Below are 16,688 nucleotides of genomic sequence, written 5' to 3'. Positions count from 1 at the left end.
GCTCGGCGGTCACCGCCGCGGCGTCCCGCTGGGCGCGCGACGCCGGCGCGCGGCACGTCCTGTTGTTCACCGACCTCGCCAACCCCACGTCGAACTCGATCTACCAGAAGATCGGCTACCGCCCGGTGTTCGACATCTGCGAGATCGAGTTCACCCCCGCGCCCTGACGGTCGCCGAAAACGCCTGGTTACCCTGGAAACGTGACTCGTCTGCTCGTCATCCAGCCCGATCCCGAGGACCCGCCCGGCCCGCTCGGCGCCTGGCTGGCCGACGCCGGTGCCGAGCCACACGTCGTCGCGCCGCCCGTCGACCCGCTGCCCGCCGACCTCGCCGGCTACGCCGGGGTGATCTGTCTCGGCGGTGGCATGGGCGCCTACGACGACCTCGACCACCCGTGGCTCGCCGACGTCCGCCGGCTGCTCTCCGCCGCCGTCTCCGCCCAGCTCCCGACGCTCGGCATCTGTCTCGGCGGCCAGCTGCTCGCGGTCGCCGCGGGCGGCTCCGTCGTGGTGGGGGCGGACGGGCCGGAGGTCGGGCCGCATCTGATCGCCAAGCGCGACGTCGGCTGGGCCGACCCGCTGTTCGCCGATCTGCCCTTCATGCCGGACGTCCTCCAGTTCCACTCCGACGCGATCGACCGGCTGCCGCCGAACAGCGTGCAGCTCGCGTCCGCCACCCGCTACCCGAACCAGGCCTTCCGGATCGGCCGGTGCGCCTACGGGCTGCAGTTCCACATCGAGACCACCACCGAGATCGTGCTCGACTGGGCCCGCGACAGCCCGGGCGAGGCCGAGTTCGCCCGGCCCGACGCGCTCACCGCCGAGCGGCTCGACCAGCTGCACGCCGACATCGCGGAGACCTGGCGCCCGTTCGCCGAGCGCTTCGTCCACCTGGCCGCCGGCGACCTCGAACCGGCGGCACCGGCCGGGCTGCCGCTGCTCGGCCACCCCTGATGACAGACCGCGTCCGCTCCGCGCAGTCGACCGCCCGGTACGGCCTCACCGACGACCGCGCCGCCGAGTACCTGCGGGCTGCCGGCTGGTGGAACGAGGGCGGACCGGCGTCGGACCGCGAGACCAGCATGGTCGCGCTGTCCCGCAGCCCCGACCCCGACCTGGCGCTGCTGGCCCTCGACCGGATCCGCACCTCGGACGCCGACGGCTGGCCCGCGCTCGACCGCGCCGTCGCCACCGACCGGGGGCTGCGCGGTCGGCTGCTCGCCGTGTTCGGCGGCTCCAGCGCGCTGGCCGACTTCGTGATCTCGCGCGAGGGCGAGTGGCGCCGCCTGCTGACAGACCGGCAGCGCTCGGTCGCGGACTACGCGGGCGTGCTGCTCGACGCGGTCGGCGCGGTCGACACAGCCACCGACGGGATCGCCGGGCTGACCGGGTCCGAGGCGGTCCGCGCGCTACGGGCCGCCTATCGCGGACTGCTGCTGGAGATCGCCGCCGACGACCTCGGCCACCTCGTCGAGCGCGAGCTGCCGGTGCCCGACTACGCGCAGACCACCGGCCGGCTGACGGCGCTGGCAGAGGCCGCCATCCGGGCCGCGCTCGCGGTGGCTGTGTCGATCGCGCCGACCGGCCGGGACAAGTGCCGGCTCGCGGTGATCGCCATGGGCAAGTGCGGCGGCCAGGAGCTCAACTACGTCAGCGACGTGGACGTACTGTTCGTCGGTGACGGCGACCTCGATGCCGCCACCCGCATGGCCAGCACGATGATCCGCGTCGCCGGGCAGGCCTGCTTCGACGTCGACGCCGCGCTGCGGCCGGAGGGCAAGGCCGGTCCGCTGGTTCGCACGCTCGACGGGCACTCCGCGTACTACCAGCGTTGGGCGCGCACGTGGGAGTTCCAGGCGCTGCTCAAGGCCCGGCCGATCGCCGGCGACGCGCAGCTCGGCGCGGACTACCTCGACGTCGTCCAGCCGCTGGTGTGGGCGGCCGCCGACCGGGACAACTTCGTCGACGACGTGCGGGCGATGCGCCGCAAGGTCGAGAGCCATCTGTCCGCCGAGGTGCTCGACCGAGAGCTCAAGCTCGGCCGCGGTGGACTGCGCGATGTCGAGTTCGCCGTGCAGCTCCTGCAGCTCGTGCACGGCCGCAGCGACGAGACGCTCCGCCGCCGGTCCACTGTGGACGCGCTGGCGGCGCTCGGTGAGGGCGGCTACGTCGGCCGCGCCGACGCCGCCGAGCTGGGGGAGTCCTACCGGTTCCTGCGCCTGATCGAGCACCGGCTGCAGCTGCAGAAGCTGCGCCGCACGCACTTGTTCCCCGAGGCAGGCGACACCGACGAGCTGCGCTGGCTCGCCCGCGCCACCGGGATCGGGCCGGACCGCGGCAAGGCCGAGGGTGAGCTCCTGCAGGTGGAGTTCCAGCGACACCTGCGGCTGATTCGCCGGCTGCACGAGAAGCTGTTCTACCGCCCGCTGCTCGAGGCCGTGGCGCGGGTGCCGGGAGAGGCGCTGCGGCTGTCCGCCGAGGCGGCCGAGGCCCGGCTGTCCGCGCTCGGCTACGCGGCTCCGGACGGCGCGCTGCGCCACATCGAGACGCTGACCGCGGGCGTCTCGCGGCGCGCGGCGATCCAGCGCGCGCTGCTGCCGGCGCTGCTCGAGATGCTCGCCGAGACCCCCGATCCGGACGGCGGGCTGCTCGCGTACCGCAAGGTGTCCGAGGCGCTGACGACCACCGACTGGTACCTGCGGGTGCTGCGCGACGAGGCGGCCGTGGTCGAGCGGCTCGCCTTGTTGCTGGGTACCTCGAGGCTGGTGCCCGACCTCATCGTGCGGGCGCCCGAGGTGCTGCGGCTGCTCGGCGACCCCGACCAGCTCGCCGGCCGGGACACCGCCGAGGTGGCCGCGTCGCTGCGGCAGGCGGTGAACAGGCAGGGCTACCTGGGCAACGCGGTCGCCGCCGCGCGGTCGCTGCGCCGGCACGAGCTGCTGCGCGTCGCGTCGGCCGACCTGTTGGGGTTCATGGACGTGCTGACCGTGTGCCAGGCGCTGTCCAGCGTGTGGATGGCGGTGCTGCGGGCGACGCTCGCCGCGGTCGACCGGGCCGAGGCGGTGTCGGCCGGCGAGCGCAAGGCGCGGCTCGCGGTGATCGGCATGGGCCGGCTCGGCGGCGCGGAGCTGGGCTACAGCTCGGATGCGGACGTGTTGTTCGTGTGCGAGCCGGTCGACGGGGTGGCCGACTCGGACGCGGTGAAATACGCGAGTCGGGTCGCGCAGAGCGTGCGCAAGCTGTTGGGCGCGCCGAGTCAGGACCCGCCGCTGCAGGTGGACGTCGACCTGCGGCCGGAGGGCCGACAGGGGGCGATCGTGCGCACGCTCGAGTCCTACCGCGCCTACTACGGGCAGTGGTCGCAGGTGTGGGAGGCGCAGGCGCTGCTGCGGGCGCGGCCGATCGCCGGCGACGAGGACCTCGGCGCGCGGTTCATCGAGATGATCGACCCGATCCGGTACCCGGACGGCGGCCTGGACGCCGCGCGCACCCGGGAGATCCGGCGGATCAAGGCGCGGGTGGACACCGAGCGGCTGCCGCGCGGCGCGGACCCGGCCACGCACATGAAGCTGGGCCGCGGCGGGCTCGCCGACGTCGAGTGGACGCTGCAGCTGTTGCAGCTGCGCCACGCGCACGACGTGCCGTCGCTGCGCACGACCTCCACGATGGACGGCCTCACCGCGGCGGTCGAGGCGGACCTGGTTCTGGAGTCGGACGCGACCGCGTTGCGCGAGGCGTGGCTACTGGCCACCCGGGCGCGCAACGCGACCACGCTCGTGCGGGGAAAGGTGTCCGACCAGCTGCCGTCCGCGGGCCGGGAGCTGGCCGCGGTCGCGGCGGTGCTGTCGCCCGACGCCGACCCGGGCGAGTTCCTCGACTCCTACCGGCGCACGCTGCGGCGCGCCCGCGGGGTCGTGGAGCAGCTGTTCTACGAGGCGTGACTCACTCGGCGCCCGGTTTTGTCGGTGCTCGCTCCTACAGTTGGTGCATGAGTGGCTTCAGCATCCCGATCGTCGTGCGCAGCTACGAGATGGACGCGCTCGGCCACGTCAACCACGCCGTGTACCACCAGTACGCGGAGGTCGCCCGCATGTCCGGGTTCACCGCGGCGGGCTGCGACTGGGACGGCCTGATGGACGACGGGGTCGCACCCGTCCTGCTCAGCACCACGGTCAACTTCCGCCGCGAGCTGCGGGCGAACGACCGCCTCGAGGTCACCTGCGAGATCAAGTTCGGCACAGGCAAGACCTTCAACGTCAACTCGATGATCATCAAAGCCGACGGCACCGTGGCGGCCGAGGTCTACTGCATCGTCGGGCTGATGAACCTCGAGGCGCGCAAGCTGCTGACGGACCCGCGAGCCGCCCTCGTAGCGGGCGGCTTCGACCCGGAGAAGGTAGCCCCCACCGACTAGGGCGATGTGGATATGAAACGGCCCGGCGGTCGGGTGTTCCCGCGACCGCCGGGCCGTAGTCCTGTTCGGGATCAGACGTCGTAGTAGAGGGCGAACTCGTACGGGTGCGGGCGCAGCCGCAGCGGGTCGATCTCGTTCTCGCGCTTGAAGTCGATCCACGTGTCGATCACGTCGGGGGTGAAGACGCCACCCTCGAGCAGGAACTCGTGGTCGGCCTCCAGGCTGTCCAGCACCGCGTTGAGCGAGGCCGGCACGGTCGCCACGTCCTTGGCCTCGTCGGGCGGCAGCTCGTAGAGGTCCTTGTCGATCGGCGTGGGCGGCTCGATCTTGTTCTTGATGCCGTCCATGCCAGCCATCATCATCGCGGAGAACGCGAGGTACGGGTTGCCCGACGAGTCGGGGCAGCGGAACTCGATGCGCTTGGCCTTCGCGTTGTCGCCGGTGATCGGGATGCGCACGCACGCCGACCGGTTGCGCTGCGAGTACACGAGGTTCACCGGCGCCTCGAAGCCCGGCACCAGGCGGTGGTAGGAGTTCACCGTCGGGTTGGTGAACGCCAGCAGGCTCGGCGCGTGGTGCAGGATCCCGCCGATGTAGTGCCGCGCGGCGTCCGACAGCCCGGCGTACCCGGACTCGTCGTAGAACAGCGGCTCGCCGTCCTTCCAGAGCGACTGGTGGCAGTGCATGCCGGAGCCGTTGTCGCCGTAGAGGGGCTTGGGCATGAACGTCGCGCTCTTGCCGGCGTCCCACGCGGTGTTCTTCACGATGTACTTGAACAGCTGCAGGTCGTCCGCGGCGTGCAGGAGCGTGTTGAACTTGTAGTTGATCTCGGCCTGGCCGGCGGTGCCGACCTCGTGATGCGCGCGCTCCACGGTGAAGCCGGAGCCGATCATGTTCGTCACGATCTCCGCGCGCAGGTCGGCGAAGTGGTCGACCGGCGGCACCGGGAAGTAGCCGCTCTTGTACTTCGTCTTGTAGCCGCGGTTGCCGCCGACCTCGTCGGAGCCGGTGTTCCACCAGCCCTCGACGGAGTCGATCTCGTGGAAGGAGCCGTTCTCCGCGCTGTCGAAGCGAACCGAGTCGAAGATGTAGAACTCGGCCTCGGGGCCGAAGTACGCGGTGTCGGCGATGCCGGACTCGGCCAGGTACTCCTCGGCCTTGCGCGCGATGTTGCGCGGGTCGCGGCTGTACGCCTCGCGGGTCAGCGGGTCGTGCACGAAGAAGTTGATGTTGAGCGTCTTGTCGGTGCGGAACGGGTCGAGGCGCGCGGTGGCCAGGTCGGGCAGCAGCAGCATGTCCGACTCGTGGATCTGCTGGAAGCCACGCACCGAGGAGCCGTCGAACGCCAGGCCCTCGTCGATCGTGCCCTCGTCGAACGACTGCACCGGCACCGTGAAGTGCTGCATGATGCCCGGGAGGTCGCAGAACCGGACATCGATGAACCTCACCTCTTCGTCGGAGATGAAGCTGAGGACCTCGTCGGAAGTGTTGAACACGCTCGTTGGCTCCTTACCTCTTGCTCAAACGCTCGCGGCCAAGCTATGAGTGGGGTGTTGCCCGACCATCACCCTCATGTTTCGCCGGTGTTAACGACCGGGTGTGCAGCCTTCGAGCATGCCAGCCGGCACGGTCGGGCGCATCTGGTTCTACGCTGGGTTTGTGAGTGCAGCGTGCGAAATTCGCGGGGATCGTCGTGAGTGAGCCCGAGCAGCCGACCAGGTGGACCGGTACGTGGCTGTCCGGGCCGAGTGCGGCCTCCGGCCGGCGCGACCCGCAGCAGTGGCCGGGCGAGCGGCTCGGTCTGCCGCGGTCGGGCCGGGGCTCGGTGGCCTCCCGCGGCGCGCGGCTGGCGGCGCTGCTGCTCGACCTCGTCATCGCCGCCCTCGTGACGAGCCTCTTCGTGCCGACGGACATCACGCGCCCGGAGGTCATGCAGACGTTCAACTACTGGGCGATCCTGGTGTGGTTCGTGATCTCGGTCGTCGCGATCTCGCTGTTCGGCTTCACGGCCGGCATGGCCGCACTCGGCATCCGGGTCGCACGCCTGGACGGCGCGTCGATGGTGGGCCCGCTGCGCGCGATCCCGCGCGCGATCATGACCGCCGTGATCGTGCCGGCAGTGGTCTGGGACGCCGACGGCCGAGGCCTGCACGACAAGGCCGTTGGCACGATCGTCCTGCGCACCCGCTAGCCGACCGCCGTCTCGTCTCGCGGGCATCGGCTCCTGCGCTGCGCCATGGGCAGAGAACTCACGGCGTGACGCCAATGTGGACCCGCCCGCCGGCGGTGGGACGGTGGCAGGAGATCAGCGCGGCGATCTCGCGACGCCGGCTGCGGTCGTTGGCGCGGGTTCGTCGGTGGCGGCTGGTTGGTGGCGGTTGTCCACAACGCGGCGAGTTGTCCACAGCAGCCGCACACTCGCCCGAAACTGTCGGAGTCCGCGACTATCGTGGACCCAGGGGTCCCCCTTGCCGGCGCGGAGACGTCTGTGAAGAGGCGTTTGCATTTGCACAGACAGTCGCGGCGGCGGTGAGGCGATCTCGTGAGGCTGGCGCGGTTGCTGGCGTGGGCTTGTCGGTGGTTGTGATCAGGCGGCGATCCAGCAGGTCGCCATGGTGTCGCGCGACGCGGGCAGGCGCCGTGCTCAACGGCCGCGGCGTTGGTGCGCGAGCCTGTGGCAGCGATGACGCTGTTCAGCGGTGGCGCCCGGCTGACATGCGCGAACCTGCCGCGCGACTGGCGAAGTCAGCGGCGGCGCATCGCGCGCTGCACGCTGCGCATCTTGGCGCCCTGTGGCATCGGGCCCTTCGGCATCTGCGGGCCGGCGCTGCGGGCGGCCAGCGCGGACATGCGCTTCTCCAGCGTGTCGATCTGCGCGGGCTTGAGGTTGTTCGGCAGCTTCATGATCCGCTGCTGCAGCTTCGAGAGCGGCACCTGGTTCTCGTCGCTGCCCACGGTGAAGTCGTAGATCGGGGTGTCGCCGACGACCCGCGAGACGCGCTTCTTCTCCTGCGCCAGCAGGCCCTTGACCCGGTGCGGGGCACCCTCCGCGACCAGGACCACCCCGGGCCGGCCGAGGACCCGGTGCACGAAGTCGCCCTGGGTGGTGGCCGCCACCCCGGACGTGACCCGCCAGCGGCCGCGCATGTTGTCCAGCGCCCAGCCCGCCGCGCCCGGCTGGCCGTCGGCCTTGCCGTAGACGTTCTTCTGTACCCGCCGGCCGAAGAGGATCACCGCGCCGAGCAGGCCAAGCGCGATGCCGACCGGCAGCAGGATCCAGTGCAGGCCGAAGAGCAGGCCGACCCCGAACATCCCGCCCGCGACCACCACGAACACCGCGAGCATCAGCGGGATGAGGGACTTGTCCTCCTTGCGTTGCATGTTGAACGCCTGGAAGATCTGCGACCGCTTGGCCTTCGACGCCGCCTTGCGCGCCTTCTTCGCCTCGGCGGCCGCTGCCTTGTCCTGCTTCTTCGCCATGACCACCAGGATACGGGGCAGTACCGACACCGGAGTCGGCCGACCGGCATGTCCCTGACCGGGTCGGTCAGTGCCGTCTGTCAGGATGCCTCCCATGGTTGGGCGGCAGGCGGACTCGGCGACACCCGACGACGGACCGCTCGCCGGGCTCGACCCCGAGCAGCTCGCCGCCGTCGAGGCGCCGCGCGGGCCGGTGTGCGTGCTGGCCGGCGCCGGCACCGGCAAGACCAGCACGATCGTGCACCGCGTCGCGCAGCTCATCCAGGCCGGCCACGTCGCCGCCGGACAGGTGCTCGCCGTGACGTTCACCGCGCGGGCCGCGGGGGCGCTGCGCACCCGGCTCCGCACGCTCGGCGTGCACGGTGCCCAGGCGCGCACGTTCCACGCGGCGTCGCTGCGCCAGCTGCGCTACTTCTGGCCGAGGGTGGTCGGCGGTCCGCAGTGGGATCTGCTGGACAGCAAGCTGCGCGTGGTGAGCCAGGCGGCGCACCGGGCGGGCGCGGGCACCGAGGCCGAGGTGCTGCGCGACCTCGCCACCGAGATCGAGTGGGCCAAGGCGTCGATGGTCACGCCGGACGACTACGTCACCGCGGCCGGGAAGGCACGTCGACAGGCGCCGGCGTCGGTCGAGCTGGTGGCGAGCGTGTACCGCTGGTACGAGTCGTTCAAGGGCAAGGCCAACCTGCTGGACTTCGACGACCTGCTGCTGCACACCGCGGCCGCGCTCGAGGAGCACCAGGCGGTGGCCGAGGAGTTCCGCGACCGCTACCGGTGCTTCGTCGTCGACGAGTACCAGGACGTCACGCCGCTGCAGCAGCGCGTACTCGACGCCTGGCTCGGCGACCGCGACGACCTGACCGTGGTCGGCGACGCGAACCAGACGATCTACTCCTTCGCCGGCGCCTCGCCGCGCCCGCTGCTGGGCTTCACCCGACGGTTCCCGCACGCGACGGTGGTGCGGCTGGAGCGCGACTACCGGTCGACGCCCGAGGTCGTGTCGCTCGCCAACCGGGTGATCGGCGCGGCGCGGGACCGGCCGGCGGGCTCGCGGCTGCGGCTCGTCGGTCAGCGGGAGCCAGGTCCGGCTCCGGTGTTCAACGAGTACGACGACGAACCGGCCGAGGCCGCGGCGGCGGCCCGGCGGATCTCCGAGCTGATCGACGCGGGCACGCCGGCGAGCGAGATCGCCGTGCTGTACCGGGTGAACGCGCAGTCGGAGACCTACGAGCAGGCGCTCGCGGAGCTGGACATCCCGTACCTGGTGCGTGGCGGCGAACGGTTCTTCGCGCGGACCGAGGTGCGCCAGGCGACGGCCGCACTGCGCACGGCGGCCGCCGCCGGGCCCACCGGCGAGCTGCCCAAGATCGTGCGGGAGCTGCTCGAGCCGCTCGGGCTCACCGCCGACCCGCCGGTGGGCGGTGCGGCCCGGGAGCGGTGGGGGTCGCTGCTGGCGCTGGTCGAGCTGGCCGAAGAGCTGGCGAGCCACGTCGAGGGCGCGGACCTCGCGCAGTACGTGACCGAGCTGGACATGCGGGCGCGCGCGCAGCACCCGCCGACGGTAGAGGGCGTGACGCTCGCGTCGCTGCACGCGGCGAAGGGCCTGGAGTGGGACGCGGTGTTCCTCGTCGGGCTGGTCGAGGGCACCGTGCCGATCCTGCACGCTGACGGCAACGACGCGGCGGTCGAGGAGGAGCGGCGGCTGCTGTATGTCGGCGTGACTCGGGCGCGGCGGCACCTGTCGCTGTCGTGGGCGCTGGCGCGCGCGGACGGCGGGCGGCGCAACCGCAGGCGCAGCCGCTTCCTCTACGGACTGATTCCCGAGGACCACCCGACCGCGCGGATGACCCGGTCCCGGCAGCGGGACGGTTCGGCGGCGCCGCGGTGTCGGGTCTGCGGCGGGCCGCTGCTCGAAGCGGCAGCGGTCAAGCTCGGCCGGTGCGCGTCGTGCCCGGCGGATCTGGACGAGGAGCTGCTGGCCCGGCTCAGGGAATGGCGGGCGAAGCGGGCGCGGGCGCTGAAGGTCCCGGCCTACGTCGTGTTCACCGACGCGACGCTGATGGCGATCGCCGAGCAGCGGCCCGCCGACGCCGCCGGCCTGGTCGCGATCGCCGGCATCGGAGCCGGCAAACTGGACAAGTTCGGCACCGAGGTGCTGTCTTTGCTGCGCGCTGACAGCTGACCCGTAACGCCGTCGGCATAACTCCCGAAAAACCTGTTGCAAGCGTGCGCCGTCGGCACATAGCCTGCATGCACAAGCCGGGAACGGCCGGCAGAGCTTCGGACGAGTGAGGAGGTGGCCAGCGTGGAGAAGAACATCAGCACTGTGTGCGCCCCTGGCTACCCCGTGTCTGGGGCTACTGCTGCGTTCGGGACCACCGCTGCGACCACGGTCCTGACCGTCCCGCCCATTCAGCCGGTTCACCAGGTGAAGTCTGTCTTCGCCAAGCGTGATCGCTACATGGCCACCGGTGTGACCGTCCCGCAGAACGCCGATCTCCCGTCCGTTCGGTCCGTAACGACTTCTGAGCGAAGAACTTGACGCCAAGTCAAGTCGCCAGGCTCACGAAGGCCGCGGACCCGTAAATCGGATCCGCGGCCTTCGTGTTTTTTCAGGTATATCAACAAAAAACCGCGATCAAGGAAGTTCGAGAACAGGAGTAGCACGTCATGTCTACCGCGACTGTTCCACTCTCGAGTGGAGCACCGGACCTGCTCGGCGTGAGCGACTTGCTCGACGTCGCGCCGTCGGCGGGGCTCGACCTGCCCTGCCGGTCGAGCAGCAACCCGGATCTGTGGTTCGCCGACACCCCCGCCGACCTCGAGCGGGCGAAGGGGCTCTGCGTGGACTGCCCGGTCCGCACCGAGTGCCTCGCCGGCGCGCTGGCCCGGCAGGAGCCGTGGGGTGTCTGGGGTGGCGAGATCTTCGAGCGTGGGGCGGTCATCGCCCGCAAGCGGCCGCGTGGCCGTCCGCGCAAGGAAGACGTCGCCCGTGAGACGGCCGAGCGGGCCGCACGTGCCCAGGAGGAAGCCGCATGAACGCCCCAGTGATCAATCCGATGACCGATTCCGACCTGATGACCAACACTCGCCCGAATGGGAGCAAGACAATGCTGATCTACGAAAGCCTTGCCAGAGAACGAATGCGTGAGGCGGAACAGGCCGCGAACCATGCGCGCCTGGTCCGCCGGTTGAGCTCGGCCAGACGCTGGGCACGGCTCTCCGCGTGGACCGCCAGACGCGCACAACGCGCGAACGACATGCTCTGAGCCACGACCGGACACCGCCCGCCACCCTCCCTTGGGTGGCGGGCGGTTCGCTTCCGCGGATCTTGTCGGAACGTGAGCGGCACCGCGGCGGCGTGGTCAGTCGTAACATGCCGGGTCGATTCAGCGACTAGCTTCGACGACCCATCGAGATCGGCCAACGGGGGCATATGCAGTGGTAACAGGTGACGGATCCAATCGCGGATCCACCCGACGACGCTCGGGCAAGACATGGCGAACGCGCGGGGTGGAACGAACCGGGGCCCCCTTCCCGGCCACCGACCAAGGCGAACTCGAGGCCTCACCGAATGACGCCGGCCGACTACCGGAGGCGGCCGGCTGGGTACCTGGCGTCGCTCGCGACGGTGCGGACTGGAGTACCCAGGCGACGGGCCCGCTCGCCCTCGCCGTGGCATTCGAGGACCGGCCCGACCCGGGGGAGCCGAGCCAGGTCGACCTGCCCGGCGCCCGCGTCGGACAGGTCGCCGACGGCGAGGCCCGGCACCGGACCGGGGCCCACGTCGGGCCTCGGCACCTGACCGTGGCGGACGATCCCTCCACGCCGGACGCGGCCGAGCCCGACGGGGCGCCGCCCACGACTCGGCCCGACGGACGGCCCACCTTGGTTTCGCCCGACTGGGCGGCGGCGCTGCCGTGGGCGTCGGCGATCGTTCGGCCCTACGCACGCACCCGCGGGCGCACCCGGTCCAGCCACGAGCTCGCGCTCGAGGCGCTCGTCTCCACCAGCCAGCAGGCGCTCTCGACCGTCGGGGACACCGCGCAGCGTCGGATGATCATCGACATCTGCAGCCAGCCCCGGTCGGTCGCCGAGGTCGCGGCCATGTTGGCGGTGCCGCTCGGAGTCGCCCGGGTGCTGGTCGGCGATCTCGCCTCCGACGGGTCCGTCATCGTCCATCCCACCGCGCCAGGCCTGCCGGATCTCGACTTCATGCAGCGCGTGCTGGTCGGGCTGCGCAAGCTCTGACGCCGCCCGAGTGCGACTAACGTCGCGGGTATGGCACACACGCACGACGGCATCGACTGGACCGAGCGGATCGTCGCCCTGCGCCGCGCCGACTCGCTCGACGCCGAGTTCAACCGAGCGGTCGCCGAGCGGCTGGTCGACTCGTTGACTCCAGGCGGTTCTCCTCCCGTGGTGGTGGACATCGGTTCCGGGGCGGGCGGCATGAGCGCCGCGTTCGCCGCCGCGCTCGCCTCGCGGGGTGGCGGCCGGGTGGTGCTCGCCGATGCCGTCGAGGAGCTGCTCACCGTCGCCGTCGAGCACACCCGCGGCGTGGCCGGCGACACGGTTCAGGTCGAGGGCGTGCAGGTTGACGCCGCCGACGAGAACCTGCCCGACCTGTTGCCCGCGGCTGACCTCGTCTGGGCCTCACGCGTGGTGCATCACCTCCCGGACCAGCAGAAGGCCATCGACCGGCTCGCCCGCCTGCTGGCGCCGGGCGGGTGGCTGGCCATGTCCGAGGGCGGCCTCGCGACGCGGTGCCTGCCGTGGGACCTCGGCATCGGCGAGCCCGGGTTGGGGAGCCGGCTGACCGCCGCCCGGGACACCTGGTTCGAGCGGATGCGCGCGGAGATGCCGGGCTCGGTGCGGCTGCCCATCGGGTGGACCAGCGCGCTGGCCGTGGCCGGCCTGAGCGACACGCGTTCGTTCAGCTTCGTGGTCGACCACCCCGCGCCGGCCTCGGAACCGGTGCGCCAGTCCGTTGTGGACTGGTTGGTGTGGATGTCCGGTGTGGGTGAGGACGGGCTGTCCGAGTCCGATCGCGAGGTCGTGCAACGGTTGCTGGATCCGGACGACGAGGCCTACGTCGGTGCGCGGGACGACGTCTTCGTGCTCGGCGCCTCGACGGTCCACCTGGGACGCCGCGCTTGACGTAGGCTTGTTCGCCATGGCTGACCGGTCCCCGGAACCCCCGATATGCCAGCGTTGTGGCCGCTCGCGGGCGGACGCCCCACCGGCCGAGGCGCTCGCGTGGAGCATGGAGAACGGCAGGCGGGGCCAAGTGTGGCTGTGCCCGTCGTGCGCCCGGACGCATGTGCGAGACATCGAGGGCAAGCTGCCCGACGAGTACTGGTGACCGTTCGGCATCGCCGTCTCCGATCGTGTGGTTGTAAGGGCCGGGGTCGCCAGGTTCGGCTGGGGTTCTGGTTCGCCTGCCGAGAGCGCCACGGCTCCGTGCCCTGCTCCCGGGACCAAAAAGCGTCGTGTCGATCGAGCTGGCTTCAATCGGGGTGGGCGAGGTGCGGTCGGGTCTGGCTGGCGGCTCCTGCCGACCGGGTGCTCGTTCCGGCAGGGTGGTTGAGCAACACCGCGACGGCGATCGACCGGCCGGGGCCCAGGCTGCGGAGGCCGCTGAATGCCGCGAGCAGGTCTGGTGATCGAAGCACCGTGGCCATGACTGTGGCCGTGGTCGGAAATCGGCGCGGTGTCTGGGCACGGTCATCTGCGGTTGTGATGGGGGTTCGAGGTCGCGTAGGTGAAGGCGGCGGCCAGGTCGGCGATCACCGTGTCCGGGGCGGTGCGTAGCTGGGTCGGGTCGGTGTGTAGGACCGTGATGCCCAGATCCGCCAGTTCGGACGTCGTCGGGGCGTCCCTCGGCAGCGGGTGTTGCTGCGTGCCCAGGCTCCACGCCAACCCTGCCTCCGGCCACCACGCGTCCGCCACTCCGAGGACCGTGCCGTCGCGGGCGTGCAGCTCCGCGTGCCACCTCGGCGGGGGTAGCGGCGCCTGACGCAGCACGCGCCTCGCCAGGCCGTGGGTCACCGGGACCACCTCGTGCTCCCGGCCCGCCAGCAGCGCACGAACGGCCGCGGTGCCCCGCTGGTTCCCGTCGTTCAGCTCGACCCGAAGGTCGCCCACCGTGCACGCGCCGGCCTTCACGGGCGCCAACACCAACGCCGCCAACCGGTCGTTGTCCCGCTCCCGGCGGGCCGCGTCCACGACCGCTCGGGGCACCGGCGCCACCGGCATGCCGGCACGCCGCACCGACGGCGGCAGCCGAGTGGTCCGCTCCACCGCCAGGTAGGCGCGGCCGGCCTGCCGCCGCTCCGACGGGATCAGCACCAGCACCTCGTCGGACTCCGGCGGCGCCAGGCCGTGCGCGCGCATGGCGTCGACGCCCGACAGCACGGCGTCCGGGCCGGTGTAGAGCATGGCCGCGCGCACGCGTTGGCGCCGCGTCGGCGGCGCGTTCGACAGCACGACCACCCCGGGCAGTATCCGCTGCCACGGCCCGGACGGCCGGCATCTGGCCGCGAGCGCGTGGTTGGACAATCCCGCGGCACGGAGATCGGACACCCGGACGACGCCGTCGAGCGCGGTCCGGTGTGGGTCGGGGAGGGCCTGGGCGGCGGCGGATCGGGTCATGACTCGATCTTCGGCGTGGGCGGGGCGAAGGCCAAGGTGGAGGCGGAGGCTGTGGACAACTCGGCGGTGCGAATGGACCTTTCGCACCGCCGAACCCGTTATGACGTGGCGAAACCCGGCTGCCAGCGGATGATGAGCTCGCGCGCCGGAATCTCCGCGTCCAACTGGCAGAGGATGCCCGTCGACCCGCCCAGCACCCGGTGCAGCAGCAGGTACTGCGGCGGCAGGTTCAGCGCCCGCCCCGTACGGAAGTCCTGGCTGCGCACGTTGCCGACCCGCATGGCCTGCTTCTGCATCCACCGCCGCGTGAAGTGGAACGTCTCCTCGTGCAGCGGCTCCACGAACGGCGCCAAGTACGCGTACACGTGCTCGGCCTCCGGCTCGTGCACGCCCGGCAGCACGAAGTGCTCGTGTCGCAACAGTTCCAGCAGCTCAGCCGACCGGCCGTCGAGCGCGAGGCGCATCATCCGCCCGTGCGCCGCCGGCAGGCCGTCCGGGAGCTGCGCAACCGCCCCGAAGTCGATCACGCACAGCCGGCTGTCCGCGGTGATCATGAAGTTGCCCGGGTGCGGATCGGAATGCAGCATGCCCGCCCGCGCCGGCGAAGAGTAGTGGAACTCGGCCAGCAGCAGCCCGGCCCGGTTTCGCTCGTCCCGCGTGCCCTCGCGGATCACCGACGCCAGCGGCCGCCCGTCCACCCACTCGCTGACCAGCACCTTCGGCGCGCTGGCGACCACCCGCGGGACGATCACATGCGGGTCGCCGGCGAACTCCTTCGCGAACGCCCGCTGGTTCGCCGCCTCCGACCGGTAGTCGAGCTCCTCGCTCATCCGGTCGGTCAGCTCCTGCAGCAACGGCTTGACCTCGGTCCCCGGAACCAGCACCTGGAACAGGCGGCTGAACCGCTGCAGCTGCCGCAGGTCGGACAGCAGGGCCTGGTCGGCCCCCGGATACTGCACCTTCACCGCTACCCGGCGCCCGTCGTGCCAAACCGCGCGGTGCACCTGGCCGATGCTGGCCGCGGCCGCGGGCGTGTCGTCGAACGAGGCGAACCGTTCGCGCCACGACCGGCCCAGCTGCTCGGCGAGCACCCGGTGCATGGTCTGGCTGCTCATCGGCGGCGCGGCCGCCTGCAGCTTGGTCAGCGCCTCCCGGTACGGCTCGGCCATGTCGCTGGGCACGGCCGCCTCGAACACCGACAGCGCCTGGCCGAACTTCATCGCGCCGCCCTTGAGCTGCCCGAGCACGGCGAACAACTGCTCCGCGGTCTTCGCCGACATCTCGGCGCTCACCTGCTCGGCGTTCACTCCGACCAGGCGTTTTCCCCAACCGCCGACCGCTCGGCCGGCCACTCCGAGCGGGATGCTGGCCAGCCGCGCAGTACGTGCCGCGGTGTTACGAGGCATCTCCGTCACGACTTGATTCTCTCAACTGATCGACGGTATGTGCAGCAACATCGGCCCACCGCTCAACGGCCCCACACGAACACGCAGCGTGAGCAGGCCATGCCCGGTGTCTGATGCCAGCCGAATAAACGTCCAGCTCAACGGTGGCGTTACAGGTCGCGGGCGGCTCGGCCGCACCCTCGAGCCATCGCACAGCGTCGAGAACCTGGCCGACCGCGAACGCCGAGGTCGCCTGCGTGCTCGCCAGATCGGCCAGCTGTACCTTGCCCGCGAGCTGGACCGCGAGCTGCGGCCAGCACTCGTCGCGATCGCATCGCTGCAGGTCAGCGCAGCGCAGACAGCTGGTCAGGCCGGGCACCACGAGCGGGCCGACGATGCCGGTGCCGTCCCGCAGCCGCACGGTGAGATGCGGCACGCCGGCCGAGACCAGCGCGGCGACCCGGGTCGGTTCCGGTACCACCGCATCGGTGAGGATCACCAGGTCAGGCCCGCGATCGGCGCGGAACGGGCCGGTTCGCACGGCTGGATCCACGCGTCGCACCGCCTCGCGGGCGGCCGTCGTGCGGCGGCGTCCGACGTCCTCGGCGAGGTAGCCGGTGCCCGTGTCTTCCGGGCGGACTGTGCCGCCGGCCTTCACGTGCACCCAGCCCACGCCCGCGGACGCGAGCAGCGAGGCCACCGAGACCGCGAGCCGGCCGTCGCCGTGCACGGCGACGGCGAGCCCACGCCGCGCCGCCG

The 16,688-nt window shown here is 71.6% G+C and carries 15 protein-coding genes; 10 read left to right on the top strand and 5 right to left on the bottom strand.

Going from position 1 to position 16,688, the window contains the following annotated elements; translation table 11 throughout:
- The first annotated feature begins 200 nt into the window (after positions 1-200).
- From ACRDSK_RS22315 to ACRDSK_RS22305, 3 genes are read left to right on the top strand one after another with little or no spacing between them, the layout of a single operon-like run.
- Positions 201-953: a type 1 glutamine amidotransferase gene (locus ACRDSK_RS22315; RefSeq protein ID WP_431443176.1), complete on the top strand. Its 753-nt coding sequence runs from the start codon at positions 201-203 to the stop codon at positions 951-953.
- Positions 953-3,940 (top strand): bifunctional [glutamine synthetase] adenylyltransferase/[glutamine synthetase]-adenylyl-L-tyrosine phosphorylase, encoded by a 2,988-nt coding sequence (locus ACRDSK_RS22310; protein ID WP_431443175.1) that lies wholly within the window; start codon positions 953-955, stop codon positions 3,938-3,940. The genes ACRDSK_RS22315 and ACRDSK_RS22310 overlap by 1 nt, the downstream gene beginning before the upstream one ends.
- A 47-nt stretch (positions 3,941-3,987) precedes the next feature.
- Positions 3,988-4,413, top strand: coding sequence for an acyl-CoA thioesterase (locus tag ACRDSK_RS22305; protein ID WP_431443174.1), 426 nt, complete (start codon positions 3,988-3,990; stop codon positions 4,411-4,413).
- Between the two features lie 71 nt (positions 4,414-4,484).
- On the opposite strand, the gene glnA is transcribed toward ACRDSK_RS22305, so the two are convergent.
- Positions 4,485-5,909 (bottom strand): type I glutamate--ammonia ligase, encoded by a 1,425-nt coding sequence (glnA, locus tag ACRDSK_RS22300; protein WP_431443173.1) that lies wholly within the window; start codon positions 5,907-5,909, stop codon positions 4,485-4,487.
- A gap of 197 nt (positions 5,910-6,106) precedes the next feature.
- On the opposite strand from glnA, the gene ACRDSK_RS22295 reads away from it, so the two are divergent.
- A complete protein-coding gene (locus ACRDSK_RS22295) occupies positions 6,107-6,604 on the top strand; it encodes an RDD family protein (protein ID WP_431443172.1) in 498 nt (165 codons plus the stop codon).
- 554 nt (positions 6,605-7,158) lie between these two features.
- Here the strand turns inward: ACRDSK_RS22295 and ACRDSK_RS22290 are convergent.
- Complete coding sequence (locus ACRDSK_RS22290) at positions 7,159-7,893, bottom strand: DUF4191 domain-containing protein (RefSeq protein WP_431443171.1); 735 nt, start codon at positions 7,891-7,893, stop codon at positions 7,159-7,161.
- An 85-nt stretch (positions 7,894-7,978) separates the two neighbouring features.
- Between ACRDSK_RS22290 and ACRDSK_RS22285 the strand changes: the two genes are divergently transcribed.
- From ACRDSK_RS22285 to ACRDSK_RS22260, 6 genes are all read left to right on the top strand, one after another.
- Positions 7,979-10,072, top strand: coding sequence for an ATP-dependent helicase (locus ACRDSK_RS22285; protein ID WP_431443170.1), 2,094 nt, complete (start codon positions 7,979-7,981; stop codon positions 10,070-10,072).
- A 539-nt stretch (positions 10,073-10,611) separates the two neighbouring features.
- A complete protein-coding gene (locus ACRDSK_RS22280) occupies positions 10,612-10,929 on the top strand; it encodes a WhiB family transcriptional regulator (protein ID WP_431443169.1) in 318 nt (105 codons plus the stop codon).
- The gene (locus tag ACRDSK_RS22275; protein ID WP_431443168.1) at positions 10,926-11,159 is read left to right on the top strand and encodes a hypothetical protein; all 234 of its coding nucleotides are present in this window, start codon (positions 10,926-10,928) and stop codon (positions 11,157-11,159) included. The genes ACRDSK_RS22280 and ACRDSK_RS22275 overlap by 4 nt, the downstream gene beginning before the upstream one ends.
- A 406-nt stretch (positions 11,160-11,565) precedes the next feature.
- The gene (locus tag ACRDSK_RS22270) at positions 11,566-12,141 is read left to right on the top strand and encodes a DUF742 domain-containing protein (protein WP_431443167.1); all 576 of its coding nucleotides are present in this window, start codon (positions 11,566-11,568) and stop codon (positions 12,139-12,141) included.
- Between the two features lie 30 nt (positions 12,142-12,171).
- The gene (locus ACRDSK_RS22265; RefSeq protein ID WP_431443166.1) at positions 12,172-13,050 is read left to right on the top strand and encodes a class I SAM-dependent methyltransferase; all 879 of its coding nucleotides are present in this window, start codon (positions 12,172-12,174) and stop codon (positions 13,048-13,050) included.
- Positions 13,051-13,066: 16 nt separating this feature from the next.
- On the top strand, positions 13,067-13,255 hold the full coding sequence (locus ACRDSK_RS22260) for a hypothetical protein (RefSeq protein ID WP_431443165.1): 189 nt from the start codon (positions 13,067-13,069) through the stop codon (positions 13,253-13,255).
- Positions 13,256-13,617: 362 nt separating this feature from the next.
- On the opposite strand, the gene ACRDSK_RS22255 is transcribed toward ACRDSK_RS22260, so the two are convergent.
- The 3 genes from ACRDSK_RS22255 to ACRDSK_RS22245 form a co-directional block, all read right to left on the bottom strand.
- Positions 13,618-14,544, bottom strand: coding sequence for a hypothetical protein (locus ACRDSK_RS22255; RefSeq protein WP_431443164.1), 927 nt, complete (start codon positions 14,542-14,544; stop codon positions 13,618-13,620).
- 98 nt (positions 14,545-14,642) lie between these two features.
- Positions 14,643-15,950: an ABC1 kinase family protein gene (locus ACRDSK_RS22250; RefSeq protein ID WP_431443177.1), complete on the bottom strand. Its 1,308-nt coding sequence runs from the start codon at positions 15,948-15,950 to the stop codon at positions 14,643-14,645.
- Positions 15,940-16,659 carry a ThiF family adenylyltransferase gene (locus ACRDSK_RS22245; RefSeq protein WP_431443163.1) on the bottom strand — a complete coding sequence of 240 codons (720 nt, stop codon included), beginning with the start codon at positions 16,657-16,659 and terminating at the stop codon, positions 15,940-15,942. Before ACRDSK_RS22245 ends, ACRDSK_RS22250 begins: the two co-directional genes overlap by 11 nt.
- Positions 16,660-16,688: the final 29 nt, after the last annotated feature.

This window comes from Actinophytocola sp. (assembly GCF_050699915.1).
Taxonomy (GTDB): Bacteria; Actinomycetota; Actinomycetes; order Mycobacteriales; family Pseudonocardiaceae; genus Actinophytocola.
Note: the sequence above shows the minus strand (reverse complement) of the source record. Positions and strands in the feature narration are given on the sequence as shown.